At 47.0% G+C, this 21,973-nt stretch carries 17 protein-coding genes; 10 read left to right on the top strand and 7 right to left on the bottom strand.

From position 1 onward, the window contains the following. The first annotated feature begins 161 nt into the window (after positions 1-161). The 7 genes from selD (at position 162) to H5647_RS10380 (ending at position 7,702) form a co-directional block, all read left to right on the top strand. Positions 162-1,202 carry a selenide, water dikinase SelD gene (gene selD / locus H5647_RS10410; protein ID WP_045858392.1) on the top strand — a complete coding sequence of 347 codons (1,041 nt, stop codon included), beginning with the start codon at positions 162-164 and terminating at the stop codon, positions 1,200-1,202. After that, the gene (mnmH, locus tag H5647_RS10405) at positions 1,199-2,290 is read left to right on the top strand and encodes a tRNA 2-selenouridine(34) synthase MnmH (RefSeq protein ID WP_045858390.1); all 1,092 of its coding nucleotides are present in this window, start codon (positions 1,199-1,201) and stop codon (positions 2,288-2,290) included. The genes selD and mnmH overlap by 4 nt, the downstream gene beginning before the upstream one ends. Continuing rightward, entirely contained in the window at positions 2,287-3,144 is an 858-nt protein-coding gene (locus tag H5647_RS10400) for a putative selenate ABC transporter substrate-binding protein (RefSeq protein ID WP_045858389.1), read from the top strand. Before mnmH ends, H5647_RS10400 begins: the two co-directional genes overlap by 4 nt. Continuing rightward, positions 3,141-3,806, top strand: a complete 666-nt coding sequence (locus H5647_RS10395; protein ID WP_045858387.1) for an ATP-binding cassette domain-containing protein — start codon at positions 3,141-3,143, stop codon at positions 3,804-3,806. Before H5647_RS10400 ends, H5647_RS10395 begins: the two co-directional genes overlap by 4 nt. Beyond that, on the top strand, positions 3,793-5,337 hold the full coding sequence (locus tag H5647_RS10390; RefSeq protein WP_236074864.1) for a PhnE/PtxC family ABC transporter permease: 1,545 nt from the start codon (positions 3,793-3,795) through the stop codon (positions 5,335-5,337). The genes H5647_RS10395 and H5647_RS10390 overlap by 14 nt, the downstream gene beginning before the upstream one ends. A gap of 121 nt (positions 5,338-5,458) precedes the next feature. Continuing rightward, the gene (locus tag H5647_RS10385) at positions 5,459-6,367 is read left to right on the top strand and encodes an amino acid ABC transporter substrate-binding protein (RefSeq protein WP_162926354.1); all 909 of its coding nucleotides are present in this window, start codon (positions 5,459-5,461) and stop codon (positions 6,365-6,367) included. A gap of 177 nt (positions 6,368-6,544) precedes the next feature. Further along, positions 6,545-7,702, top strand: a complete 1,158-nt coding sequence (locus H5647_RS10380; RefSeq protein ID WP_082087023.1) for an endo-1,4-beta-xylanase — start codon at positions 6,545-6,547, stop codon at positions 7,700-7,702. A gap of 60 nt (positions 7,703-7,762) precedes the next feature. Here H5647_RS10380 and H5647_RS10375 read toward each other — a convergent pair whose 3' ends face one another. From H5647_RS10375 to cobA, 5 genes are all read right to left on the bottom strand, one after another. Further along, positions 7,763-9,610 carry a DmsC/YnfH family molybdoenzyme membrane anchor subunit gene (locus H5647_RS10375; RefSeq protein WP_045858384.1) on the bottom strand — a complete coding sequence of 616 codons (1,848 nt, stop codon included), beginning with the start codon at positions 9,608-9,610 and terminating at the stop codon, positions 7,763-7,765. An 11-nt stretch (positions 9,611-9,621) separates the two neighbouring features. Continuing rightward, positions 9,622-11,805 carry a molybdopterin oxidoreductase family protein gene (locus H5647_RS10370; protein ID WP_045858383.1) on the bottom strand — a complete coding sequence of 728 codons (2,184 nt, stop codon included), beginning with the start codon at positions 11,803-11,805 and terminating at the stop codon, positions 9,622-9,624. A gap of 91 nt (positions 11,806-11,896) precedes the next feature. Then, the gene (gene nirD, locus H5647_RS10365; protein ID WP_045858381.1) at positions 11,897-12,232 is read right to left on the bottom strand and encodes a nitrite reductase small subunit NirD; all 336 of its coding nucleotides are present in this window, start codon (positions 12,230-12,232) and stop codon (positions 11,897-11,899) included. Positions 12,233-12,243: 11 nt separating this feature from the next. After that, on the bottom strand, positions 12,244-14,793 hold the full coding sequence (gene nirB / locus H5647_RS10360; protein ID WP_045858380.1) for a nitrite reductase large subunit NirB: 2,550 nt from the start codon (positions 14,791-14,793) through the stop codon (positions 12,244-12,246). A 28-nt stretch (positions 14,794-14,821) separates the two neighbouring features. Next, entirely contained in the window at positions 14,822-15,634 is an 813-nt protein-coding gene (gene cobA, locus H5647_RS10355) for a uroporphyrinogen-III C-methyltransferase (RefSeq protein ID WP_045858378.1), read from the bottom strand. A 424-nt stretch (positions 15,635-16,058) separates the two neighbouring features. Between cobA and H5647_RS10350 the strand changes: the two genes are divergently transcribed. Then, on the top strand, positions 16,059-16,349 hold the full coding sequence (locus H5647_RS10350; protein ID WP_045858376.1) for a DUF1244 domain-containing protein: 291 nt from the start codon (positions 16,059-16,061) through the stop codon (positions 16,347-16,349). 76 nt (positions 16,350-16,425) lie between these two features. Beyond that, positions 16,426-17,295 (top strand): MOSC domain-containing protein, encoded by an 870-nt coding sequence (locus tag H5647_RS10345; protein ID WP_045858374.1) that lies wholly within the window; start codon positions 16,426-16,428, stop codon positions 17,293-17,295. Between the two features lie 4 nt (positions 17,296-17,299). On the opposite strand, the gene H5647_RS10340 is transcribed toward H5647_RS10345, so the two are convergent. Next, positions 17,300-17,698 carry a globin gene (locus H5647_RS10340; protein WP_045858371.1) on the bottom strand — a complete coding sequence of 133 codons (399 nt, stop codon included), beginning with the start codon at positions 17,696-17,698 and terminating at the stop codon, positions 17,300-17,302. Between the two features lie 123 nt (positions 17,699-17,821). Between H5647_RS10340 and ydiJ the strand changes: the two genes are divergently transcribed. Beyond that, positions 17,822-20,941, top strand: coding sequence for a D-2-hydroxyglutarate dehydrogenase YdiJ (gene ydiJ, locus H5647_RS10335; RefSeq protein ID WP_045858369.1), 3,120 nt, complete (start codon positions 17,822-17,824; stop codon positions 20,939-20,941). Positions 20,942-21,079: 138 nt separating this feature from the next. Here ydiJ and purU read toward each other — a convergent pair whose 3' ends face one another. Continuing rightward, positions 21,080-21,946 (bottom strand): formyltetrahydrofolate deformylase, encoded by an 867-nt coding sequence (purU, locus tag H5647_RS10330; protein WP_045858367.1) that lies wholly within the window; start codon positions 21,944-21,946, stop codon positions 21,080-21,082. Positions 21,947-21,973: the final 27 nt, after the last annotated feature.

Genomic DNA, 21,973 nt, shown 5'->3' with positions numbered 1-21,973 from the left:
AAGGCAACGATTCCGACTACATTTAGCGTTGCGATTCAACCTACCTCTAACACTGCACCACAAGGGTACCGCAGCGCCGCTGTGCATTTCATTATTGCGAAGCTTGTGACAAGCGTGTCCAAAGCCCTTATCATTCCGCTTTTCATTATGAAGCGGCCATCATGAGCAAGACTATAAAACTAACGGAGTTCAGTCATGGCGCGGGATGCGGATGCAAAATATCCCCTGCAGTACTGGATAAGATTCTAGCCAGTAGTACATCTTACCCCGCAGATCCGTCCCTTCTTGTCGGTAATAGTACGCGCGATGACGCCGCTGCATACGATCTAGGGAATGGCGAAGTCATTCTAAGTACCACTGATTTTTTCATGCCTATCGCCGACGATCCATTCGATTTCGGCCGTATTGCCGCTGCAAACGCCATTAGCGATATCTACGCGATGGGCGGAACCCCCATTATGGCCATCGCCATCCTAGGCTGGCCCGTCAATCTCCTTCCCCCCGAAATCGCTGCACGCGTTATTGAGGGCGGCCGAGAGATGTGCGCGCAAGCCGGTATTCAATTGGCCGGCGGTCACAGTATAGATTCACCTGAACCCATATTTGGGCTCGCCGTTACGGGTAGAGTACCCAAAGAACGTTTACGTAAAAATGCGTCGGCAACCGCAGGCTCTACGCTGTACCTCACCAAACCCCTTGGCATTGGTGTACTCACCACAGCACAAAAACAGAAAAAACTCCGCGCTGAACACGAGTTTTTAGCGCGCGACTGGATGTGCAAACTCAATAATATAGGCAGTGCGCTTTCGTCCATTAAAGGCGTAACAGCCATTACCGATGTCACAGGGTTTGGCTTATTAGGCCACCTTATTGAAGTGTGTGAAGGTAGCCACCTAAAAGCGCATATCCAAGCGAGTACAGTGCCATTGCTGGAGCCTGTTAACGACTACCTTGCGCAAGGCTGCATTCCTGGCGGCACACTGCGTAATTTTGAAAGCTATGGCGAGAAAGTGTCGGCTCTTACCGACCAGCAAAAATATACCCTATGCGATCCGCAAACCAGTGGAGGGTTACTGATCGCCGTAGAACCCTCTGCGCAAGTAGAGGTGGAACGCCTTCTACAAGACGCCGCGTTACACGCTACCGCGATCGGAAAACTGCTCCCTTATGAATATGGCCATCGCGTCGAGGTTTCTACATGACCGATAGCGCAGACTTTAAAACACTCTTCCTAAACGATACGCCTTTGTTCGATACCCGTGCACCCATCGAATTTGATCGAGGCAGCTTTCCATGCACCGAAAACCTGCCGTTAATGACAAACGAAGAGCGGGAAAAAGTCGGCACTTGTTATAAAGAGAAAGGCCAAGACGCCGCCATCACATTGGGGCATAAACTGGTCTGCGGTGAAACAAAGCAACGGCGCCTCGATACGTGGCTAGCATTTACAAAACGTCACCCCGAGGGCTACCTATTTTGTTTTCGCGGTGGTTTACGCTCCCAAATTTGCCAACAATGGTTGGCCGAAGCAGGGTGTGATTACCCGCGTATTACCGGCGGTTATAAAGCCATGCGGCGCTACTTAATCGACACGCTGGAACAGCAAACGCAAGCGCGGCCTCTAATTATTTTGGGTGGGCACACCGGTTCGGCGAAAACAGACCTGCTAAACAAACTCCCTAATAGCATCGACTTAGAGGGGCTAGCGAATCATCGCGGCAGCGCTTTTGGGAGGCGTATAGGAGGCCAACCGCCACTAATATCGTTCGAAAATGCGATTGCGGTAGCACTGTTAAAACAAGCCCATCAATACCCGCAACAGCCAACTATTCTCGAAGACGAAAGCCGTCTCATTGGCAGGCTTTGTTTGCCTGTGCCGTTGCACACTAAAATGGGGGAAGCACCTTTGGTGCTCGTTGAAACAACATTAGAAGAACGGGTAACACACTCTTTCGAAAACTATATTCGTCGCAATCTACAAGATAGCCTTGCGATCTATGGCGAAGAAATCGGCTTCGAAACTTTTTCCACCGAGCTACAACAATCGCTTTACCGAATACGTAAGCGCTTAGGCAGTACCCGTTTTACACACTTGAACCAACAAATGAACGATGCCTTAAGCGCCCAGCAAAACGGCAACGAAGAACACCATCGAGCATGGATCGAAACGTTACTACGTGATTACTACGACCCCATGTATGACTACCAAACTAAAAAGAAAACCGATCGCGTTATCTTTCGCGGCAGACCCAACGCTATTCTTGACTATCTACAATCAGGTGACCAATGAACACATTCAAACTTTTCATCGGAATAATATTTTTAATTTTAACTTTTTCGGTTAGCGCGCAAACCTTCACGTTCACCGCTATTCCAGATGAAGACGAATCTCGGCTGGTGGAACGGTTTAGTAAAATAAGCGACTACCTCGCGCAAACGTTAGGGATAGAAGTTACGTATATACCCGTAAAGTCCTATGCGGCGGCCGTCACCGCATTTCGTAACAACCAAGTACAACTGGCCTGGTTTGGTGGGCTTTCGGGGGTACAGGCCCGTATACAAGTACCTGGTTCGCAAGCACTCGCTCAAGGGTACGAAGACCAGTTTTTTAAAACCTATTTTATCGCGCACCACAGCACGAATATAACGCCCTCGGAAAATTTCCCTAACGCAATAAAAGATAAGACCTTTACGTTTGGATCTAAGGGTTCCACTTCTGGTCGGCTTATGCCCGAATTTTATATTCGTGAACACTTTAAGCAAGCCCCCGAAAAAGCCTTTACTCGCGTTGGGTTTTCGGGCGACCACAGCATGACACTCGCTCAAGTACAGGCAGGCGCCTACCAAGTAGGGGCGTTAAATTACCTTGTATGGGAAACAGCGGTTTCAGAAGGTAAAGTCGACCTTGAGAAAGTGAACGTTATTTGGACAACGCCCGATTATCCCGATTATCAATGGACAATACGCGGTGACGCAGACAGCCAATACGGCAAAGGTTTTACACAAAAGGTACAACATGCTCTACTCAACATGAAAGACGAATCCTTGCTGAAACGTTTTCCTCGTACGTCGTTTGTACCTGCCAGTAACAGCGACTACCAAGCAATAGAAGATACTGCGCGCGCCATACACTTATTGCAATGAACCAGCCTTTAATTGAGTTACATAACTTCTGCCGTCAAACAGACGACCAGCAAGTATTACATAACATCAATCTCACCATAAAATCGGGTGAAAAGATTGCGCTGCTAGGCCCTAGCGGCGCAGGAAAATCAACGCTATTAATGGCGCTACACCAACAACTACGAGACCAGTGTGCGCTCTGCCCACAACAACTCGGGCTCGTCGATTCTCTATCTGTGTTTCACAATATTTATATGGCCCAGCTAGAGCAACATTCCACACTTTATAATCTGTGGAACCTGTTACTTCCTGTACAGCAACAGAAAACTGCTATCCAAAATCTCGGCGCAGAATTGGGTATCGCACACTTACTCACCAAAGCGGTGGCACGTCTTTCAGGTGGCGAACGACAACGCGTCGCCATTGCCAGGGCCATTTATCGACGAAAAAATATTTTTCTTGGCGACGAACCCGTTACCGCGCTCGACCCCTCGCGAAGCCAGCAAGTGCTATCCCAAATTCTTACTCACCACTCTACCGTCGTCGTCGCATTGCACGATCCTCAATTGGCATTATCGGTATTCGATCGTATTGTGGGTATTCGCAACGGTGAAATTATTTTTGATCGCCCTTCGGCACAGGCTTCCTCAGAACAATTAAGTCACTTTTATGCTGGGCTTTAAATCGCTCGCACTCGCCTGTCACGCATACTATTTGCGACATTTACATGACCGTCCTTTTTTGCGTGTAAGCGTCTTATTTCTATTGGCCGCTCTATTGAGCTTACCTTTTGCGGATTTATCGCTCTACCCTTCCGAGCCGTGGCAAGAGTTACGCCGCATTTTTACAGGGTTTGTCACACCACAGTGGCATAACTGGAGTACATTGGGTAACGCCCTTTTACACACCATCGCCTTCGCATTTATTGCTATTTTAACCTCTGTTGTAGCCGGCCTATTACTTTCAACACTGTTTGCACACCGTAGCGTTCGTGTATTTTCCGCCAGTATTCGCGCTGTGCACGAGCTGTTTTGGGGGCTAATATTAATGCAAACATTCGGGTTATCGGCCGTCACTGGCATACTCGCAATCGCTATCCCTTACACGGGTATTTTTGCCAAAATATTTTCCGAAACTTTTGACCGACAATCGTCCCTCCCGTCCCTTACCCTCGAAAGTAAAAAAGGTATTAGCCAATGGTTTTATACGCTCTTTGCACAATCCCTACCGGAACTGACAACCTATGTACGCTATCGGTTTGAATGTGCGTTGCGCTCAAGCGCCATACTAGGGTTTATCGGTTTACCTACGTTGGGCTTCTATTTTGAATCGGCCTTTAAGCAAGGGCAGTATTCAGAAGCAGCCTGTGTTTTATGGGTGTTTTTCGGCTTAATCGCAAGCATACGCTATTGGTTAAAATGGCCACTCATTCCATTTTATAGTGTAACGGCCTGGTTTTGGTTACCCGATTCGCCGCCCGTTTACGGCAGCTATTTTTGGCAATTTATTAGTCATGACATTTGGCCCGCGCCATTACTTGAAGGCAAGCTATTCGCCGCCGCGCAATGGTATGGCACACAGCTATTCGAACTACTCATTCCCGCTGCGGGTTATACGCTCGTACTATCGCTTTTAGCATTAGTACTGACAGGCCTTTTGGCACTCATCCTGTTTCCCCTTGCGAGTAAGCCCATCGTTGGCCGAGCCAATATCGCGGGGTACGGTTTACTGTTATTGCTGCGCTCCACGCCCGAAATTGTTATAGCCTTTATTCTATTGCTTGTTTTCGGCCCATCTGGCCTACCCGCGATTCTTGCCTTAGCCATCCACAATAGCGGCTTAATCGGCTACATTATTGCGCGCCAATCGGAACAACTTCCACTGCGCGCGGATCATCCAAAAAACGTTAACTTATATAGTTTTGAAATAGTGCCGCGTATTTTCCCGCAATTACTCACCCTATTGCTCTATCGCTGGGAGGTCATCATGCGCGAATCCGCCATTTTGGGGTTATTGGGCGTAACAACATTAGGGTTTTATATAGACTCGGCATTTGAAGAGATTCGCTACGACAAAGCCTTTTTATTGGTGATAGTGGCGGCGTTAATGAATATCGGGGTGGATATGGCCGCACGTAGGATACGAACATCTGCAGGCATTTCAAACGCCAACCTCTCAGCCTCAACGCAAACCGCCACACCCAAAGCAACCTAACCGAACGGCCTTATACATTGCCGTGCACTGTTCATAAGGTATGTCTAAAGTAACTTTTTCAGCTTATACCGAAACTGTAGGCTATTATTATTTTATGGTTCTATTTGGGTTGCCGTAATACATGCGCACGTTATCTTGCACTAAGTTCTTATGCCTAGCGTGTGTGCTTGCTCTATCAACAGCGGCAAAGGCTCAGAAAAACCCTCCCGCTCAAAGCAACACCGATGTACTTGTTGTCAAATACCCATACGCCCCAGCAGACAAAGTCTATCTACCGCAAGGCCTCTACTACGGCGCACTGCTCGATTTGGTATTACGTAAATCGGGTCAACCGTATCGCTTAGAAAAAGTCGATATAGCGACTATTCCAGAAGCACGTGAATCACGGTATTTAGATTCAGATAAACTGGATATTGCGATGCTACATACCAATCCACGTCGGGAATCGGAGCTTCGGCCCATACGCTATCCCGTTTTCAGAGGGCTAAGTGGCTGGCGGCTTCTCTTTATACGAGACACCGATATCGATACATTTTCCACCATTAAATCCTTTGGGCAACTCAAAAGCGTACGCGCAGGCCAAGGCCGTGGATGGCCCGACACCAGTATTTTAAAACATGCAGGCCTAAACGTTATAACCGCTCCGGCACGCGAAAATTTATATAAAATGCTTTATCACGGCCGTGTAGATTACTTTCCGCGATCGGCATTTGAAATTTGGCATGAAACCGAGTTGCCCGATGCGCAGCTACTACATATAGAAGAAACACTTCTCCTTCACTATCCCACTGCCTTTTATTTTTTCGTCTCGCCCAAAAATGAACGGCTCGCAACAACACTCGAAAAAGGGTTCGAGATCGCCATAAAAGACGGGTCTTTCACACGATTGTTTTACCAGTATCACGATGCGTATTTCAGCGCGGCGCGTCTTTCTAAACGCACTGTATTTGAACTTCCAAACCCCAATTTAAGTTCCAAAACCCCGTTAGACCGCCCCGAGCTATGGTTTAATTTAACCGAATTACAATAGTACTCAACTCACACGCTTTTTTACAAACGCCATGCAGCGCCTGTCATTGCCGTACCCTTCCCGTTCTCCGAAAGCTTGAAGCCTTTCACTCATTATGTTTTATTAACCAGCATAGAGCCTTCCCCCCTATAAACACTCCATTCTTCTGGAATAAAAACAACCCAAAGGTGGTACACCGTGAAATTATTTTTACCTGTCCTAATCACTGCACTGGCATTAAGTGGCTGCACTAAACCACAAGCAACACCAGAAAACATACCTCTCAAAACAGCCTTTAAAGCGGCTTTCTTAGTGGGGAGCGCAACAAATCACGCGATAATCTCTGGCGAAGATGCCGAGACCCAAACCATTGTCACAACGCAATTCAATACAATTACCATCGAAAACGGTATGAAAGCCGCGCCTATTAACCCACAACCTGGGGTGTATAATTTTGCCCCTGCCGACGCCTATGTTGAATTCGGTAAAGCGCATAATATGTTTATCGTTGGCCATACGCTGGTGTGGCATAATCAAACACCACAATGGTTTTTTAACGATGAGAATGGCGAACCCCTCTCACCTACAGCGCAAATTGAGCAAATGCGTAGCCATATAGAAACGGTTGCAGGTCGATACGCTGGAAAGGTTCACGCATGGGATGTGGTCAACGAAGTTATTGCCGATGACGGTTCTTACCGGCCAACAACGTGGGTAAACGGCGTTGGCGATGGCGACACCATGGTAAAATCGGCTTTTAAGTTTGCCGCCCAATACGCCCCAAACACCGAACTCTACTATAACGACTTTAACGCGTGGCGGCCCAAAAAACGTGACGGCATTGTTCGTATGATAAAAATGCTTCAGGCTGAGGGACTACGTATAGATGGCGTGGGTATTCAAGGGCATTGGGGGCTCAATTACCCCGACAACCGCTATATTGAAGAAGCCATTAAAGCCTATTCAGCACTCGGTATTAAAGTCATGATTACCGAACTCGATATTGATGTACTGCCCTTAACACGTGAAGGCCAAATTATTGGTACCGGCATGATGCACCCTCAATTTCAAGAAGAGGAATTTAAGGCCTACCTAGACCCATACGCCAACGGTTTACCGAATGATGTCCAACAACAACTGGCAAACCGATACGCCGAACTCTTCGGTATTTTCTACCAGTATAAAGATGCTATCGATCGCGTAACCTTTTGGGGCGTACACGACGATATGTCATGGAAGAACGATTACCCCATACCCAACCGAACAAACTATACCTTGCCTTACGACCGAAACAAAAAACCTAAGCCCGCAGTAGCGGCTATTTTAAACGTTGCGAAAACGGCGAATAATCCTTAATCTTCAGGCAAAAAAAAGAGCGGCCGAAGCCGCTCCAACTGGTGCAAAAAGCAAATTACATTAGTGTTTCCATGTCGCTACACCTACCGCTGGGTTGGCGGCCAAGCCAATTTCTCGCGCGTGCTCTTCAAACGCTTTATTTTTCCAGAAGAACGCGCCGGGCATCGTGGTTGGAACCACCAACACATAAAAAATAGCACGACCAATTAGCGCAGAGGCAATCAAACTGAGCCCGACAAAACCCCATAAGCTAATCGCTAGCCACCCGTTAATAGCCGCAATACTCAAAGCAGCAACAGCCACACTATTCAACGCTATTAACGTGTTTCTAAGAAGGTAGCTTTTACCAAAGGTTGTCGATTGAATGTAATGCGAAACAGCGCCTTCCGTTTCGGCTCCGTTCAGATCTTTAGCGTGCCGGTACAAACCAAGCCCTTCCATCACTAATCCAAGCACAATCACAGGCCCTAGAGTGGACAGTAGCGCGCTATAGTCACCACCCAATAACGCCAAGTAAGGCACGTTCATTAACCCAACCACTACACCACCCATCGCCAACGCGCTGCCCACAAAAGTGGTAGCCGTTTGCCAGTGATCCCAGAACGGGCGCGCCTTAATGCGGTAGCAGCGGTACATATAATACAAACCGACTAAACTGCCACAAAACGCTAGCCCTCCGGTAACAATGGAAGGCATTACCATATAAGCAACAAGCCCATCACCGAACAACGTTTGAAACAGCCCGTTACTCGGCAGCATGGTAAGCAAGTGTAAGCCCGCGAAGCCCATAAATACCGCTACGCCAGCCCCTTCACGGCTCACGGGAGAATGTCGAAGGTTATTAAACCCACGGTAAAAACGTATTGGTTTACCTAAGTGGGTCGTGGATAAAAACAGCCCAAAACCCGCCAACCCAAACGCAATGGCAATCATGGGTACATACATAATCGAATCCATTGCAGCGCTTAATGCCGGCACGCCGAGTATCCCACCCAAAAACGCAACCGCAAACACACCAATAGCCGCTTGCGTTACCAACGTGAATAATACCAATGGGTTTTCTCGCGAAGATAAACGCTTAATATTCCAGTGCTTTTCTATTCCATCTTTTTGATCGACAACAGGTTTGTATTGTCCATCGATATTACTTTTATGGTATTTCACAGGCATGGAGTCAGTTCGCGTAACTTCTCGCGGCATGGTTTTGACTTGCTGAAAACGAATATTGGGGTTAGTGATTGAAGGATCGGGAAAGCCAGGAATTTGCGTTTCGATTTGCTCACGATTTTCAGGCATGTTTTCTACCACACCAAAATTAAGCGCATTGCCAATACAGGCTGATACACACGCGGGCTTAAGACCTACTTCAAGCCTATCGACACACATATTACATTTTTCAACTTGGCCATTCACGGGGTCGAGCTGTGGGGCATTATAGGGGCATACCCAGGTACAGTAACCACAACCAAAACAAATATCAGGGTCTTGAATAACCGCGCCATACTCGGGGTGTTTCGTATACGCGCGAGTGGGGCAACCCTTTAGACACACAGGATCATCGCAATGATTGCACGCCATTGAAATATTCATGCGTGTAAAGTTAGGGAATGTTCCACCTTCTACGTAACCCACGGAGCGATAACTAAGATGTGGAGGTAAATCGTTCTTTTCGCTACAAGCCGCTTCACAGGCATGACACCCAATGCAGTTGTCCGCTGTAAAATGAAAGGCGTGCTGCTTCGTACGGTTTGGATTACTGCCTATCCCCTCATCACCATTAATACGTAAACTAACGCCGTTATCTTCTACGGGCGTTAATTTTATATCGGCACCGTAACGATTTTTCTCGTCCGTTATGGGGTCAAATAGTTTTGCATAACCGGGTTCGTCATCTCTCACTTCAAACATAGTGTATTCCCCTAGAACGCGCGCATTTCAACGTTAAGACGAGCCGCTTCTTTTTGGTCAATGTGTTCAATGCGAACGGCTGATTGTTTAAAGGCTGGCTGTCGAGAATAAGGGTCGAGCAACCCTAGCGACAGACGATTAATGCAATCGTGAAAATGCATGGGAATAAAGACCATATTACGAGCAACACGTTGCGTGGTTTGCACGAGCACAACGGCATCACCACGCCGAGACACAAGGCGAACATAACTCATATGTTTAACGCCCAAATCGGCCGCCGCATCAGGGTTTATTTCCATATAGGGTGTTGGGCTAAACTTATTACAGTTTCCAACTTTTCCTGTTTTTGTGCGGGTGTGAAAGTGCTCGACTACACGGCCACTGTTAAGCCAGAAGGGAAAGTCTTCGCAAGGGCATTCGTTGTTTTCAATATAAGGCATGTCCATGAGTTTGGCTTTGCCGTCACCGTGCTGGAAGACACCGTCGGTATACAAACGTGCCGAACCTTTGTCTTGCCCTTCACGGAAAGGCCACTGAATACCACGCGACTTTTCAATAAGGTCATAGCTCATACCGGAAATATCCAACATACGATGAGCGCCTTTAGATAACGCTTTCATCTCCTCAAATACTTCTTCTGTATCGTCTGGGAATGTGATTTTTTGTCCCTGCTCCCACCGCTTAGCTAACTGAGTAAATATCCAAAAATCAGATTTACTCTCACCTATGGGCTTCACCACTGGGTTGGTCAGGTTTACGCGTCGCTCAGTATTGGTAAAACACCCACGCTTTTCAGCCCAGAGCGCCGCAGGTAAATAAACATTCGCATACTGCGTTGTTTCAACATCTTCGTAACAATCTTGCACCACGCAAAACTCCAGTTTTTCAAACGTTTTACGAATACGAGCGGAGTTTGGCATTGATGTCATGGGATTGGTTGCGACCAGCCATAACGCTTTAATCTGGCCCGTTTCGATGGCAGGAAAAATATCTGTTTCGACTAAACCTCGTTTTTCGGGAAAAAAGCTTGAATCAATTCCCCAAAACGTTGCAACCTCTTCACGGTGCTCTGGTTTTTCTAACGCCCTATACCCAGGCAACCCTGAACACGAGGACCACTCACGTGTGCCCATCGCATTATTTTGCCCTGTAATCGACAAACTTGTGCCTCCTGGTTTGCCGATATTACCCGTGATTAAATTTAAATTATTGATACCGCACACACCGTCCGAGCCATGGGTACTCTGATTGATACCCATTGTCCAAATCGACATAGCCGAACCCGCTTTGGCATATAGCCGCGCAACGTTTCGAATAGTATCTTCATCAATTCCGCAAATTTTGGACGCCGACACAGGATCGTAATCGGCTACGGTTTTAGAAAACTTTTCGTAATTACTACAGCTAGCGTCAATGTACGCACGGTCTTCTAGGCCTTCATCTAAAATCACATAGGCGAGGCTATTTAGAAGAACAAGATCTGTTCCGGGCGTAATGGCTAAGTGCATATCTGCAAACTGAGAAAACATTGTGACGCGAGGGTCTATCACAATGACCGGAAATTTTCGTTTTTCTAATGCTTCTTTCAATCGCCAATAGATAATAGGGTGTTGCTCTGGCAAATTCGAACCAAAAGCCATTAAACATTCAGTATGTTCAAAATCGCCGTAACACCCAGGAGGCCCGTCGGAGCCAAAGGAACGTTTATAACCTGATACCGCCGAAGCCATACATAAGGTGGTATTGCCATCGTAGTTATTCGTGCCTATTACCCCTCTAACTAGCTTACCCAAGGTGTAGAATTCTTCAGTCATGATCTGACCGGTTGAAATAATAGCCACAGAATCGCGACCGTATTTCTCTTGAATACGTTTAAATTCATCGGCCGTTTTATCGAGCGCATTATCCCATGTGGTGTCTTCCCACTCGTCGAACGACTTCTGCCGAATTTTCGGACGTGTACCACGACCCACGGAATCAAATATTTGGGCTTCGGTTAAACCTTTAATACACAACTTTCCACGATTGACATCCGCGCCACCTACGCCACGCGTGGTCACGGGTACACCATCTTCGTTCATACCAATCTCAATGGAGCACCCAACCGAACAATAACCGCACGTAGAGTACTTCCACTCCACGGCACCTTTGTTTCGAATTTTAATTGGGTTTTTCTTGTTTCGACCAAACAGCATTAAGTCGTTCCCCCATGTGTATTTAGCAGGAACCCCATTATGGCGTTCCTGCTGTCGTTTATCATGTCAGCGGATCAATTAAGTACGGACGTTATCCTGCCGCTAATTGTATTTTTCCATCTTGTTCACGAATCGAGTAGGTCTTAACACTTACCGTTTCATCTTCCAAGCAAACACCGGTTTCTAAATTAAAATGCTGTTTATACAATGGCGAAGCAACCACTATTTGCTGCTGTAAATCACCTACAATACCCCGAGCCAAAATAGCCGTTTTGGTAAACGGGTCTATGGCATTTACAGCATATAGCGCATCTTTCACTTTAAAAATGGCCACCTGCTCTTTTTCAAGCAGCGCTCTTACACCCAAGAATGGCGTTAAATCATTGGCATCACATACCGATACCCAGTTCAATTCGGTCGTACTCATAACGCAATCTCCTAGGCTGATACAGGCTCTTCAGATTCAACAAATTTAATTAATTCTTCTTCAGTAGCGGGGCGAATTTGCGCACGCTCTTCTACAAAAACAACGGTATTATCTTTTTCGTCACTGTTCACAAACGTACGGAAGCGTTTAAGCTTTTCTGGGTTTTCAAGCGTCGTTTTCCACTCGCACTGATACGTCCCTACCACATGGCTCATTTCATTTTCCAGTTCGCTGGCAACATTGAGTTTATCGTCAACCACAACCGATTTTAGATAATCTAAACCGCCTTCAAGATTGTCCATCCAAACAGAGGTGCGCTGTAAACGGTCAGCGGTGCGAACATAGAACATCAACAAACGATCGATATATTTGATCAGCATGTCATCATCGAGCCCTGTTGCAAACAAATCGCCATGACGTGGTTTCATACCCCCATTACCGCAGGTATACAAACTCCACCCTGTTTCTGTTGCGATAACGCCAATATCTTTACTTTGCGCTTCGGCACACTCTCGTGTACAACCAGATACGGCAAATTTTATTTTATGGGGAGAACGCAGCCCTTTGTAACGATCTTCTAAACGTATGGCCATTCCCACACTGTCGAGCATGCCGTAACGACACCATGTACTACCCACACAGGATTTAACGGTTCTTAACGATTTCCCGTAGGCATGCCCGGTTTCAAAACCAGCCTCTACAAGTTCTTTCCAAATAAGAGGCAGTTCATGTTGCTGCGCACCAAACAAATCTATTCTCTGGCCGCCCGTAATTTTGGTATACAAGTTATAGGTCTTAGCGACCTGCCCCAATACAATTAATTTATCAGGCGTAATTTCACCACCTGGCACGCGCGGCACAACCGAGTAAGTTCCGTTTTTCTGCATGTTCGCCATAAAATAATCATTGGTATCTTGCAGAGGTGCATGATTATCCTCGAGCACATAATCATTCCAGCAACTCGCTAAAATTGAACCGACGGTTGGTTTACAAATATCGCAGCCTAAACCTTTACCGTGTGTTTCGATAAGCGCGTCAAACGTTTTAATTTTTTCCACGCGTACAATGTGATGTAGCTCTTGCCGTGTATGGGCAAAGTGCTCGCAAAGATCGGTGTTAACTTCTACACCAAGATTTTCCAGTTCACTGTTCATAACTTGCGTGGCTAACGCAACACAACCACCACAACTTGTGCCCGCTTTTGTGGCCGATTTAATATCACCAATCGTGGCAGCCCCGTCTTGTACGGCACAACAAATCTGGCCTTTCGTCACATCGTTACAACTACAAATAACCGCGCCTTCTGGCAACGCATCAACACCCATTCCTGCTGATGCGGCTCCACCTTCCAGTGCCGGCAAAATAAGCGCTTCGGGTGTCTCAGGTAAATCCATGCTGTTGACGCACATTTGCTGAAGCGTTCCATAGGCCTCTACATCACCAACCAGTACGGCACCTAGCAAGCGAGTTTTATCTTCTGACACAATAATGCGTTTATACACGCCGTTAACGCCATCTTGATAAACGTAACTTAAGCAGCCTGGCGTACGTCCTTGTGCATCACCAACACTCGCCACGTCGACGCCAAGCAGTTTTAATTTGGTGCTCATATCGGCACCGGTAAATTGTTCTTGGCCACCGGTCATATGGGATACGGCAACTTTGGCCATGGTATAACCCGGTGCAACCAATCCATAAATCCGCCCTTCCCAGAGCGCGCACTCACCAACCGCATACACGTTTTCAACAGAGGTTTGACAGTTATTGTCGATGACAATCCCGCCTCGTTCGCCGATAGCAATGTCATATTGGCGTGCGAGTTCATCCTGTGGACGAATACCGGCCGAGAATAAAATCATATCCGTTTCGAGATGTGATCCATCAGCAAAATTCATTCTGTAACGTGCATTTTCTCCCGCTACAATATCTTGTGTGTTTTTCTCAGTATGGATATTCACACCTAAACTGGAAATTTTACTGCGAAGTAATTCGCCACCACCTTCATCGAGCTGTACAGCCATCAGTCGCGGTGCAAACTCAACAACATGCACCTCTAACCCTAAATTTTGCAAGGCATTTGCAGCTTCTAAACCCAACAACCCGCCACCCACAACAACACCAACTTTGCTCTCACTCGCAGACGCGGTAATGGCCTCTAAATCTTCTATGGTGCGGTAAACTAGGCAGTGCGGTTGATCCTTTCCTGGGATAGGGGGGACAAACGGAAAGGAGCCCGTCGCAAGCACTAATTTATCGTAACTTTCTTCTCGACCGCTCGCCGTTACAACTTTATTTTCGGCGGTTTTAAGCTCAACAACTTTTTCATTAAGCACATACTTAACGCCATTTTCTTCGTAATATGCTTCGGACGTTAGCATCAAATCGTCAGCCGTTGACCCCGAAAAATACGCACTTAACTGCACGCGGTCATAGGCTAAACGAGGCTCTTCCGAAAACGTGATAACGTCATATTGGTCGGCATTTTCGTGTTTGATTAAGTTATCAATTAACTTGTGCCCCACCATGCCGTTACCAACGACTACAATTCTTTGCTTGCTCATTTTTTTTCCTCAAAAATTCTTACAGTGCTTAGGCACAGCTCTTGTTCAACATGTCCATCTGGGGGACTGCACGAAGCTGGCTTGAAAGATTGACAACTTCGCCCACTATAATTAGCGCGGGCGATTGGACCTTATTCTTTTCTACCATTTGGCTCAGCTCGCCCAAATGACCAATAATTTCACGCTGATCGGGGCGGCATCCATTTTCGATAATGGCGGCAGGCGTATTAGCGGCCAAACCATTACCGATTAGATTTTTGACAATTACGTGCGCTCGGCTCACGCCCATATAGAAAACCAGTGTATGTCCAATATGTGCGAGTGAATGCCAATCCAAATGTAATTCGGTTTCTCCGTGGGCTGTAACAAAGGTACAGCCTTGCGCAACACCGCGATGCGTTAGCGGTATTCCTGCGGCAGTAGTACAACCCGATGCCGACGTGATACCGGGTACAACCTCGGCATCAACTCCCGCCTGGATTAGAGCCATTAACTCTTCACCACCACGGCCAAATACGAAAGGGTCACCGCCCTTTATGCGCACAACACTCAGCCCCTGATTGGCCTTTTTTAATAACAAGGCATTAAGGTCTTGTTGAGCAATACTGTGATCATCTTTACGCTTACCCACGTAGAAGGCCGGCACGGCGTGCGGGAATAGCGCACGAATATCTTGACTAACCAAGTTATCAAAAAGAATGAGGTCTGCCTGCTGTATTACACGCAAGGCCTTAACCGTAAGGAGGTCGGGGTCGCCAGGGCCAGCGCCTACCAACCAAACTTTTCCAACTTTCGTGCTCTGCGGCCGAATAGCAGGGTTTTGGGGAGTGGAATAAGTCATAGTTTTGCCACATATTTTTTAATAGATTTGCACCAGACTGGTTTTGGAGGAGACACATTGCTCGCCAGTCATATTGACTAATGCAAAAAAGAAACCAAACCTATAAAAAATCAGAAAAAATATAATAAATGTATAAAATACAAAGACTTAAAAATCACACCACCGTACAACAAAGGATTCTAGACTGTTTTTTGGACACCACTACCGCATAATAAAGCACCATAAAGGTGCGGTCGCGCCCACTTTGAAATCACTCTCGTGTCCGTAACGATCGCTTTCACCCCAATAAGGCGTCGTTCAAGCCAAAATATCGCACCAATACAGGGCGCGACTGTCGTTCAAATTAATTGTATTATTACCCTTTCGTAATTGTTTAAATGGCGTTAATCTCAACGCCCATATTGGCTAGCAGAGGAAACCTCCCATGAGCAATTCAACGAACAACGCTATAGAAGCGGCGGTCTTTCAGAAGCTACTCAAACATTTAGACTCACGCAAAGACGTACAAAATATTGAGTTGATGAATCTTGCGGGATTTTGTCGAAACTGCCTCGCCAAGTGGTACGCCGCGGCTGCACAAGAGCAAGGGATTGAAGTCGATTACGACCAAGCGCGCGAAAAAGTCTACGGTATGCCCTATGATGACTGGAAAGCGAAACACCAAAAGCCTGCCACCGCAGCACAATTAGCGGCTTTCGAGAACAGAAAGCCTTAACATTACCGTAATTGGTAGGTGCCCAAAGCGTACTTTTGCAATTCAGCGCAAGTCGATAAGTAAAAATAGGTAGAACGTGGAAGTTACGATTACAGGCTTGTATCACTACCCGGTTAAATCTTGTGCCGGCGTTGGCCTAGCTCAATGCTCAATTTCTGCGAAGGGTATCTCGGGTGATCGTGAGTGGGTTATTTTAAATAAAGACGGCGTGTTTTTAAGCCAACGTAAAAACCCAAGATTGGGCCTCATTCGTATTCGACGTGATGGCAAACGATTTAATTTATATTTTAACGATGCTGATAAAGCCATTGCGCCCTGCCCCGTAACACTCCCCGACATAGAAGACGCGCGCACCCAAATTATTCATATATGGCGCGATGAGGCTACGGCCTTTATTGCCCACACCGCAGTCAACGAATGGGTGACCAACGCTCTAGATTCTGACGAACCCCTTTTCCTCGGTTATTTTGACAAACGCGTGCCACGTTTACCAGGCTACCCCGATCGATTTGGTGCCGATGCCACACACTTTGCCGATGCCGCGCCATTTCTTGTGGCCAATGCACTATCGCTCTACGCGTTAAACCTTTCACTGAGCCTTCAACACTTACCGGAAGTAGACATACGCCACTTCAGGCCCAATATTGTTTTCAGCGGATTACCGGGCTTCGCAGAGCATCATGTCAAGGCGCTTCGACACAACGCCTCTGGCTTTGAGTTTTCGCTGATAGACCCATGCCAACGTTGCTCTATTATTACACTCAACCCCGACACCAGCGAACGCCTGCCTAATGCAGTACCTTTCAAACAGCTAACCGCCATCAACCCCATGCCAGGGAGCAATAAAGCACCCGCGTTTGGTATGAATGCGATATTAGAAGGCGGTACGGAAAAGGCAAGAGCGAGGGGGTTACAGCTGGGAGATAGGTTGGAAGTTATTCAGTAGTCACTTATTCATGATAATCCTTCATATACCTTATACCGGGTAACAGCATTTCCTGCCAGGCATGTCTATCTGCATCGCAAAACGTATCATCAAGTTCAGTTAGCGTTTGCATCAACGCCTCAAACCAATCGTCGTACATCCTTACATCAATCCCTTGCCTTGCATGAAAACTCGCCAAATGCTTAAGTTCGACGGATGCTTCCTTACCTGCAGAACAACTCATTAACATCAAGATGGAATCTTCAAGCATTTCATGTCGGCGGGATTCAACGGTGTGTGCAAATACAGCGCTAATTTGCGGCGATAGCGCCTCGAAATGGTTATAAAACGTGCGAAAAAAAAGCTCAAAATGATTAGACACATTTCGTTCGAAACTATCATTAAATTGCGCAACGACGTTCATTCTTCTCCTGCAGGTGACCCAGCCCTGACAAGGGTTTAAAATGCGCCACTCTCGTTCACCATATGTTTACTATAGTCTAGCTGCGAAGCTTTGTTATTGCCGCTGGCACAGGATAGCGCTGTTATGATCCCTAAATTAACCCCGTTCAACGACCAGCAAACGCAGTACTTGGTTTTTTTAGAAGCACTGGCCAACAAAGGGTTTTCCGGCGAAATCGTCTCTGACATGGGGCATCGATTATCCTTAGCCACTGATAACTCGCTGTATCAAGTGCTGCCACAAGGTATTGTTCATCCGCGCGATATTAATGATCTCATTACCCTAACCAAGCTCGCCGGCGAGCCGGACTACAAAAGCATTGTACTCACCGCTCGTGGCGGCGGCACTGGTACCAACGGGCAGTCCTTAACCGACGGCATTGTGGTCGACACCTCACGTCACATGAATGCGGTGCTCGACATTAACGTAGAAGAAAAGTGGGCACGGGTGCAATCCGGTGTTGTTAAAGATCAGCTTAACGCCGCACTTAAACCACACGGCCTATTCTTTGCGCCCGATCTTTCAACCAGCAACCGCGCCACGATTGGCGGCATGATTAACACCGATGCGTCCGGCCAAGGTTCGTGTGTATACGGAAAAACCCGCGACCATGTATTGGAACTTACAACGATACTCGCCGATGGTTCAACGCTCGAAACCCGCGCACTGGATGAGGAAGAATTTAACGCTCTCAGCCAAGGTAGTGATCGCTGCGCTAACATCCATAGACTTGTAGACGCCATTCAACAAGAACATGGCGCGTTAATAGATGAAGTATTTCCGCCGCTAAACCGTTGTCTCACCGGCTACGATTTAGCCCATATTCGCGACGAAAACGGCAAGCTGAACCTCAACAATATTTTATGTGGCAGCGAGGGAACACTCGGATTTGTTGCCGAAGCAAAACTGAATTTACTCACCATCCCAAAGCATTCGGTACTAGTCATTGTAAAGTACTCAGACTTTAATAGTTCATTACGCGACGCCACCGAACTTATGCGCGCTAACCCTACGTCTATTGAAACCATCGATTCAAAAGTGCTCACCTTAGCGATGAACGATTTCATCTGGGATCAGGTTGAAACCTTCTTTGACGATGCGAACACCACCGGGTTAACCGACGATAATACTCAAAACATTATGGGTATTAATCTCGTAGAATTTACAGGCGACACGGAACAAATATTACAAGACGGTATTGATCGTCTCGCGCACATCCTCAAACAATCCATTGGGCATAGCAGTAATACACCCGATTTCGATGAAGGAGAAATAAAACCGACAGGGCGCATTGGCTACTCACTCGCATGGGGCGATGACGCCGTAAAGCGTATTTGGGCAATGCGCAAACGTGCGGTGGGGTTACTTGGCAACGCCGCAGGTGAAGCACGACCCGTTCCTTTTGTAGAAGATACCGCCGTTCCACCAGAAAATCTCGCCGACTTTATTCTCGAATTTCGTGAAATACTTGACGGCTATCAGTTGGAATACGGCATGTTTGGCCATGTGGATGCCGGCGTATTACATGTTCGCCCCGCGCTCGACATGAAAGACCCTCAGCAAGAAGAAATGGCGTGGGAAATATCCGATCGCGTTGCCGATTTATGCCAACAGTATCATGGCCTTTTGTGGGGAGAGCACGGCAAAGGTGTGCGTTCTGAATATTCACCTAAATTTTTTGGTGAACTCTACCCACAGCTGCAACGCATAAAAGCCGCCTTCGACCCGTATAACCAACTTAACCCTGGAAAAATTGCAACGCCTTCTGCAGAAATAGAATTACTAAAAATTAATGAAGTGCCTACACGAGGGCAATATGACCGCGAAATAGCGCCAGACACGTGGAAGAGCTTTAGCGAAGCCGTGTACTGCAACGGTAACGGTGCTTGCTACAATTGGAACCCCAACGATGCCATGTGCCCCTCATGGAAAGGGACGCGTGACCGCATTCACTCCCCTAAAGGCCGTGCCTCCCTTGTGCGCACGTGGTTAAAATTGTTATCCGATCAAAAAGTAACGCCTCAGCAGGAGCTGAAAAATACTAGTGGCCTTTCGGCGCTCGCTCATTTTCCGGGCAAACTGTTCAACGCCATTGGTAATCGCAATAAAGACGATTTTTCTCATGATGTGTACGATGCAATGGCTGGCTGTTTATCGTGTAAAGCCTGCGCTGGGCAGTGCCCCATAAAAGTTGACGTTCCCGAGTTTCGCTCGCGTTTTATTGCGCTGTATCACACCCGTTATTTACGCCCCTTAAAAGATTATTTGGTGGGCACGCTGGAGTTTCTATTGCCGGTATGTGCGAAATTACCACTGGTTTACAACACGGTTATGGGTGCTAGGCCAATCAAGTATCTATTAGAGAAGTGGGTAGGTTTTATCGATGGCCCTCAAATTTCTCGCGTATCGCTACGAAAGCGCGCGATAGAAGTAGCCGATATACGCGTGATCAATCGAATGAGTGATGCCGAAAAAGCGAATACCGTTGTCATTGTACAAGATGCGTTTACACGCTATTTCGAAACGCCCTTAATTATAGATATTGTATTATTACTGCGCGCTCTTGGGTTTACGCCCTATATCGCCCCTTATAAAGCCAACGGAAAACCATTGCATGTACATGGGTTCTTAAATTGGTTTACACGCGTCGCTCGCCGCAATTCAAAAATGCTCAATCGTTTTTCTGATGCCGGAATTGCCTTGATCGGCGTAGACCCATCAATGACCTACACCTATCGCGCCGAATATACAAAATTCTTGCAAAATGAAGATAGCGAACACAGTGCGCCCAATGTTTTATTACTACAGGAATGGCTGAGTCAAAACCTAGAACGCCTGCAAACCCATGCCACCGATCAAGGCCAAACCTTTACATTAATGCCGCACTGTATTGAGCAAAGCCATGCCACAAAAGAACGCGATCAATGGAAACTGGTTTTTGAAGCGCTAGGGCATACGCTGGATATTTTATCGTTAGGCTGTTGCGGCATGTCAGGCACCTACGGCCATGAAGCTCGCAACCAGGAAACCTCTAAAAAAATATATGCCTTGAGCTGGAAAAAACCCGTAGCCAATATTGAGACCACTCAACTGTTAGCCACGGGATATTCATGTAGAAGTCAAATAAAAAGAGAGGACGGAAAACGAGTACAACACCCATTTCAGGCATTGCTAAAATGTATTCCCGCAGTCAATGAGGGCTAATAATCGCAGGCTAGAATACTCAGCCACTACAGTCTGTTACCCTAGCCGCCGATGTCAGGCTCCGGCCTGACCGCTTACCATCAACACCGTGTGTTGCACGGTTGCACGGTTGTACTGCTGCAACGTCGCGTTAAAGACTTAACGCGCAAATACCACGGTTTTCTTACCGTTCAATAAAACCCTATGCTCTGCATGCCACCGCACCGCACGCTGCAATACAACGGCTTCGGTATTACGGCCCAATTCTACAAGCTCTTCTGGTGAATTCGCGTGTGTCACACGCTCCACTTCCTGCTCAATAATAGGCCCTTCATCCAACTCGGCGGTTACGTAATGCGCCGTAGCCCCAATAAGTTTTACGCCACGTTCATACGCTTGATGATAAGGCTTCGCGCCTTTAAAACCGGGTAAGAACGAATGATGAATATTAATAGCGCGCCCTGACAATTGCTTACAGAGGTTGTCGGACAGTATTTGCATGTATCGCGCGAGCACTAATAGCTCAGCGCCGGTATCAGTCATCAAGCCTAACATTTGAGCTTCTTGTTCGACCTTAGTCTCTTTAGTCACCGGTAAATAGTGATAAGGCACATCGTACCATTCGCTAAGCGAGCGCATATCATCATGATTAGACACCACTCCCACTATATCGACAGGTAATGTGCCGTGCTTCCAGCCATTCAGTAAATTATTAAGGCAATGCCCCCACTGAGAAACAGCAATTAACACCTTGGTGCGTTTTGTGCCGTTAGTGAGTGTCCAATCCATTTGGTAACGATCAGCAACAGACTGAAAAGCCGAAGTGACATCAGTAAGGCTTTTAGGCCCTTCGACCGACTCAAGTAACGTACGCATAAAAAAACGACGCGTTGTCACATCTTCAAATTGTGACGACTCGCGAATATTGAACCCTTGGAGAGAAAACAGACTAGCGACAGACGCCACTATTCCAGGCTGGTCATTACAACTGAACTTAAGGATCAGCTGGGTAACTTTTACAGTCATACGGCCCTCTTGCGTTAATGGCGCCCC

Origin of the sequence: Teredinibacter purpureus, assembly GCF_014217335.1 — a bacterium.
In the GTDB taxonomy this organism is placed as follows: Bacteria; Pseudomonadota; Gammaproteobacteria; order Pseudomonadales; family Cellvibrionaceae; genus Teredinibacter; species Teredinibacter purpureus.
This window is presented reverse-complemented; position numbering and strand designations above follow the sequence as displayed.

What these genes read in the sequence shown, in the direction of transcription:
- selD (WP_045858392.1), top strand. Translation starts at nt 162, where the DNA reads ATGAGCAAGACTATAAAACTAACGGAGTTCAGTCATGGCGCGGGATGC.
- mnmH (WP_045858390.1), top strand. Translation starts at nt 1,199, where the DNA reads ATGACCGATAGCGCAGACTTTAAAACACTCTTCCTAAACGATACGCCT.
- H5647_RS10400 (WP_045858389.1), top strand. Translation starts at nt 2,287, where the DNA reads ATGAACACATTCAAACTTTTCATCGGAATAATATTTTTAATTTTAACT.
- H5647_RS10395 (WP_045858387.1), top strand. Translation starts at nt 3,141, where the DNA reads ATGAACCAGCCTTTAATTGAGTTACATAACTTCTGCCGTCAAACAGAC.
- H5647_RS10390 (WP_236074864.1), top strand. Translation starts at nt 3,793, where the DNA reads ATGCTGGGCTTTAAATCGCTCGCACTCGCCTGTCACGCATACTATTTG.
- H5647_RS10385 (WP_162926354.1), top strand. Translation starts at nt 5,459, where the DNA reads ATGCGCACGTTATCTTGCACTAAGTTCTTATGCCTAGCGTGTGTGCTT.
- H5647_RS10375 (WP_045858384.1), bottom strand. Translation starts at nt 9,610, where the DNA reads ATGTTTGAAGTGAGAGATGACGAACCCGGTTATGCAAAACTATTTGAC.
- H5647_RS10370 (WP_045858383.1), bottom strand. Translation starts at nt 11,805, where the DNA reads ATGCTGTTTGGTCGAAACAAGAAAAACCCAATTAAAATTCGAAACAAA.
- nirD (WP_045858381.1), bottom strand. Translation starts at nt 12,232, where the DNA reads ATGAGTACGACCGAATTGAACTGGGTATCGGTATGTGATGCCAATGAT.
- nirB (WP_045858380.1), bottom strand. Translation starts at nt 14,793, where the DNA reads ATGAGCAAGCAAAGAATTGTAGTCGTTGGTAACGGCATGGTGGGGCAC.
- cobA (WP_045858378.1), bottom strand. Translation starts at nt 15,634, where the DNA reads ATGACTTATTCCACTCCCCAAAACCCTGCTATTCGGCCGCAGAGCACG.
- H5647_RS10350 (WP_045858376.1), top strand. Translation starts at nt 16,059, where the DNA reads ATGAGCAATTCAACGAACAACGCTATAGAAGCGGCGGTCTTTCAGAAG.
- H5647_RS10340 (WP_045858371.1), bottom strand. Translation starts at nt 17,698, where the DNA reads ATGAACGTCGTTGCGCAATTTAATGATAGTTTCGAACGAAATGTGTCT.
- ydiJ (WP_045858369.1), top strand. Translation starts at nt 17,822, where the DNA reads ATGATCCCTAAATTAACCCCGTTCAACGACCAGCAAACGCAGTACTTG.
- purU (WP_045858367.1), bottom strand. Translation starts at nt 21,946, where the DNA reads ATGACTGTAAAAGTTACCCAGCTGATCCTTAAGTTCAGTTGTAATGAC.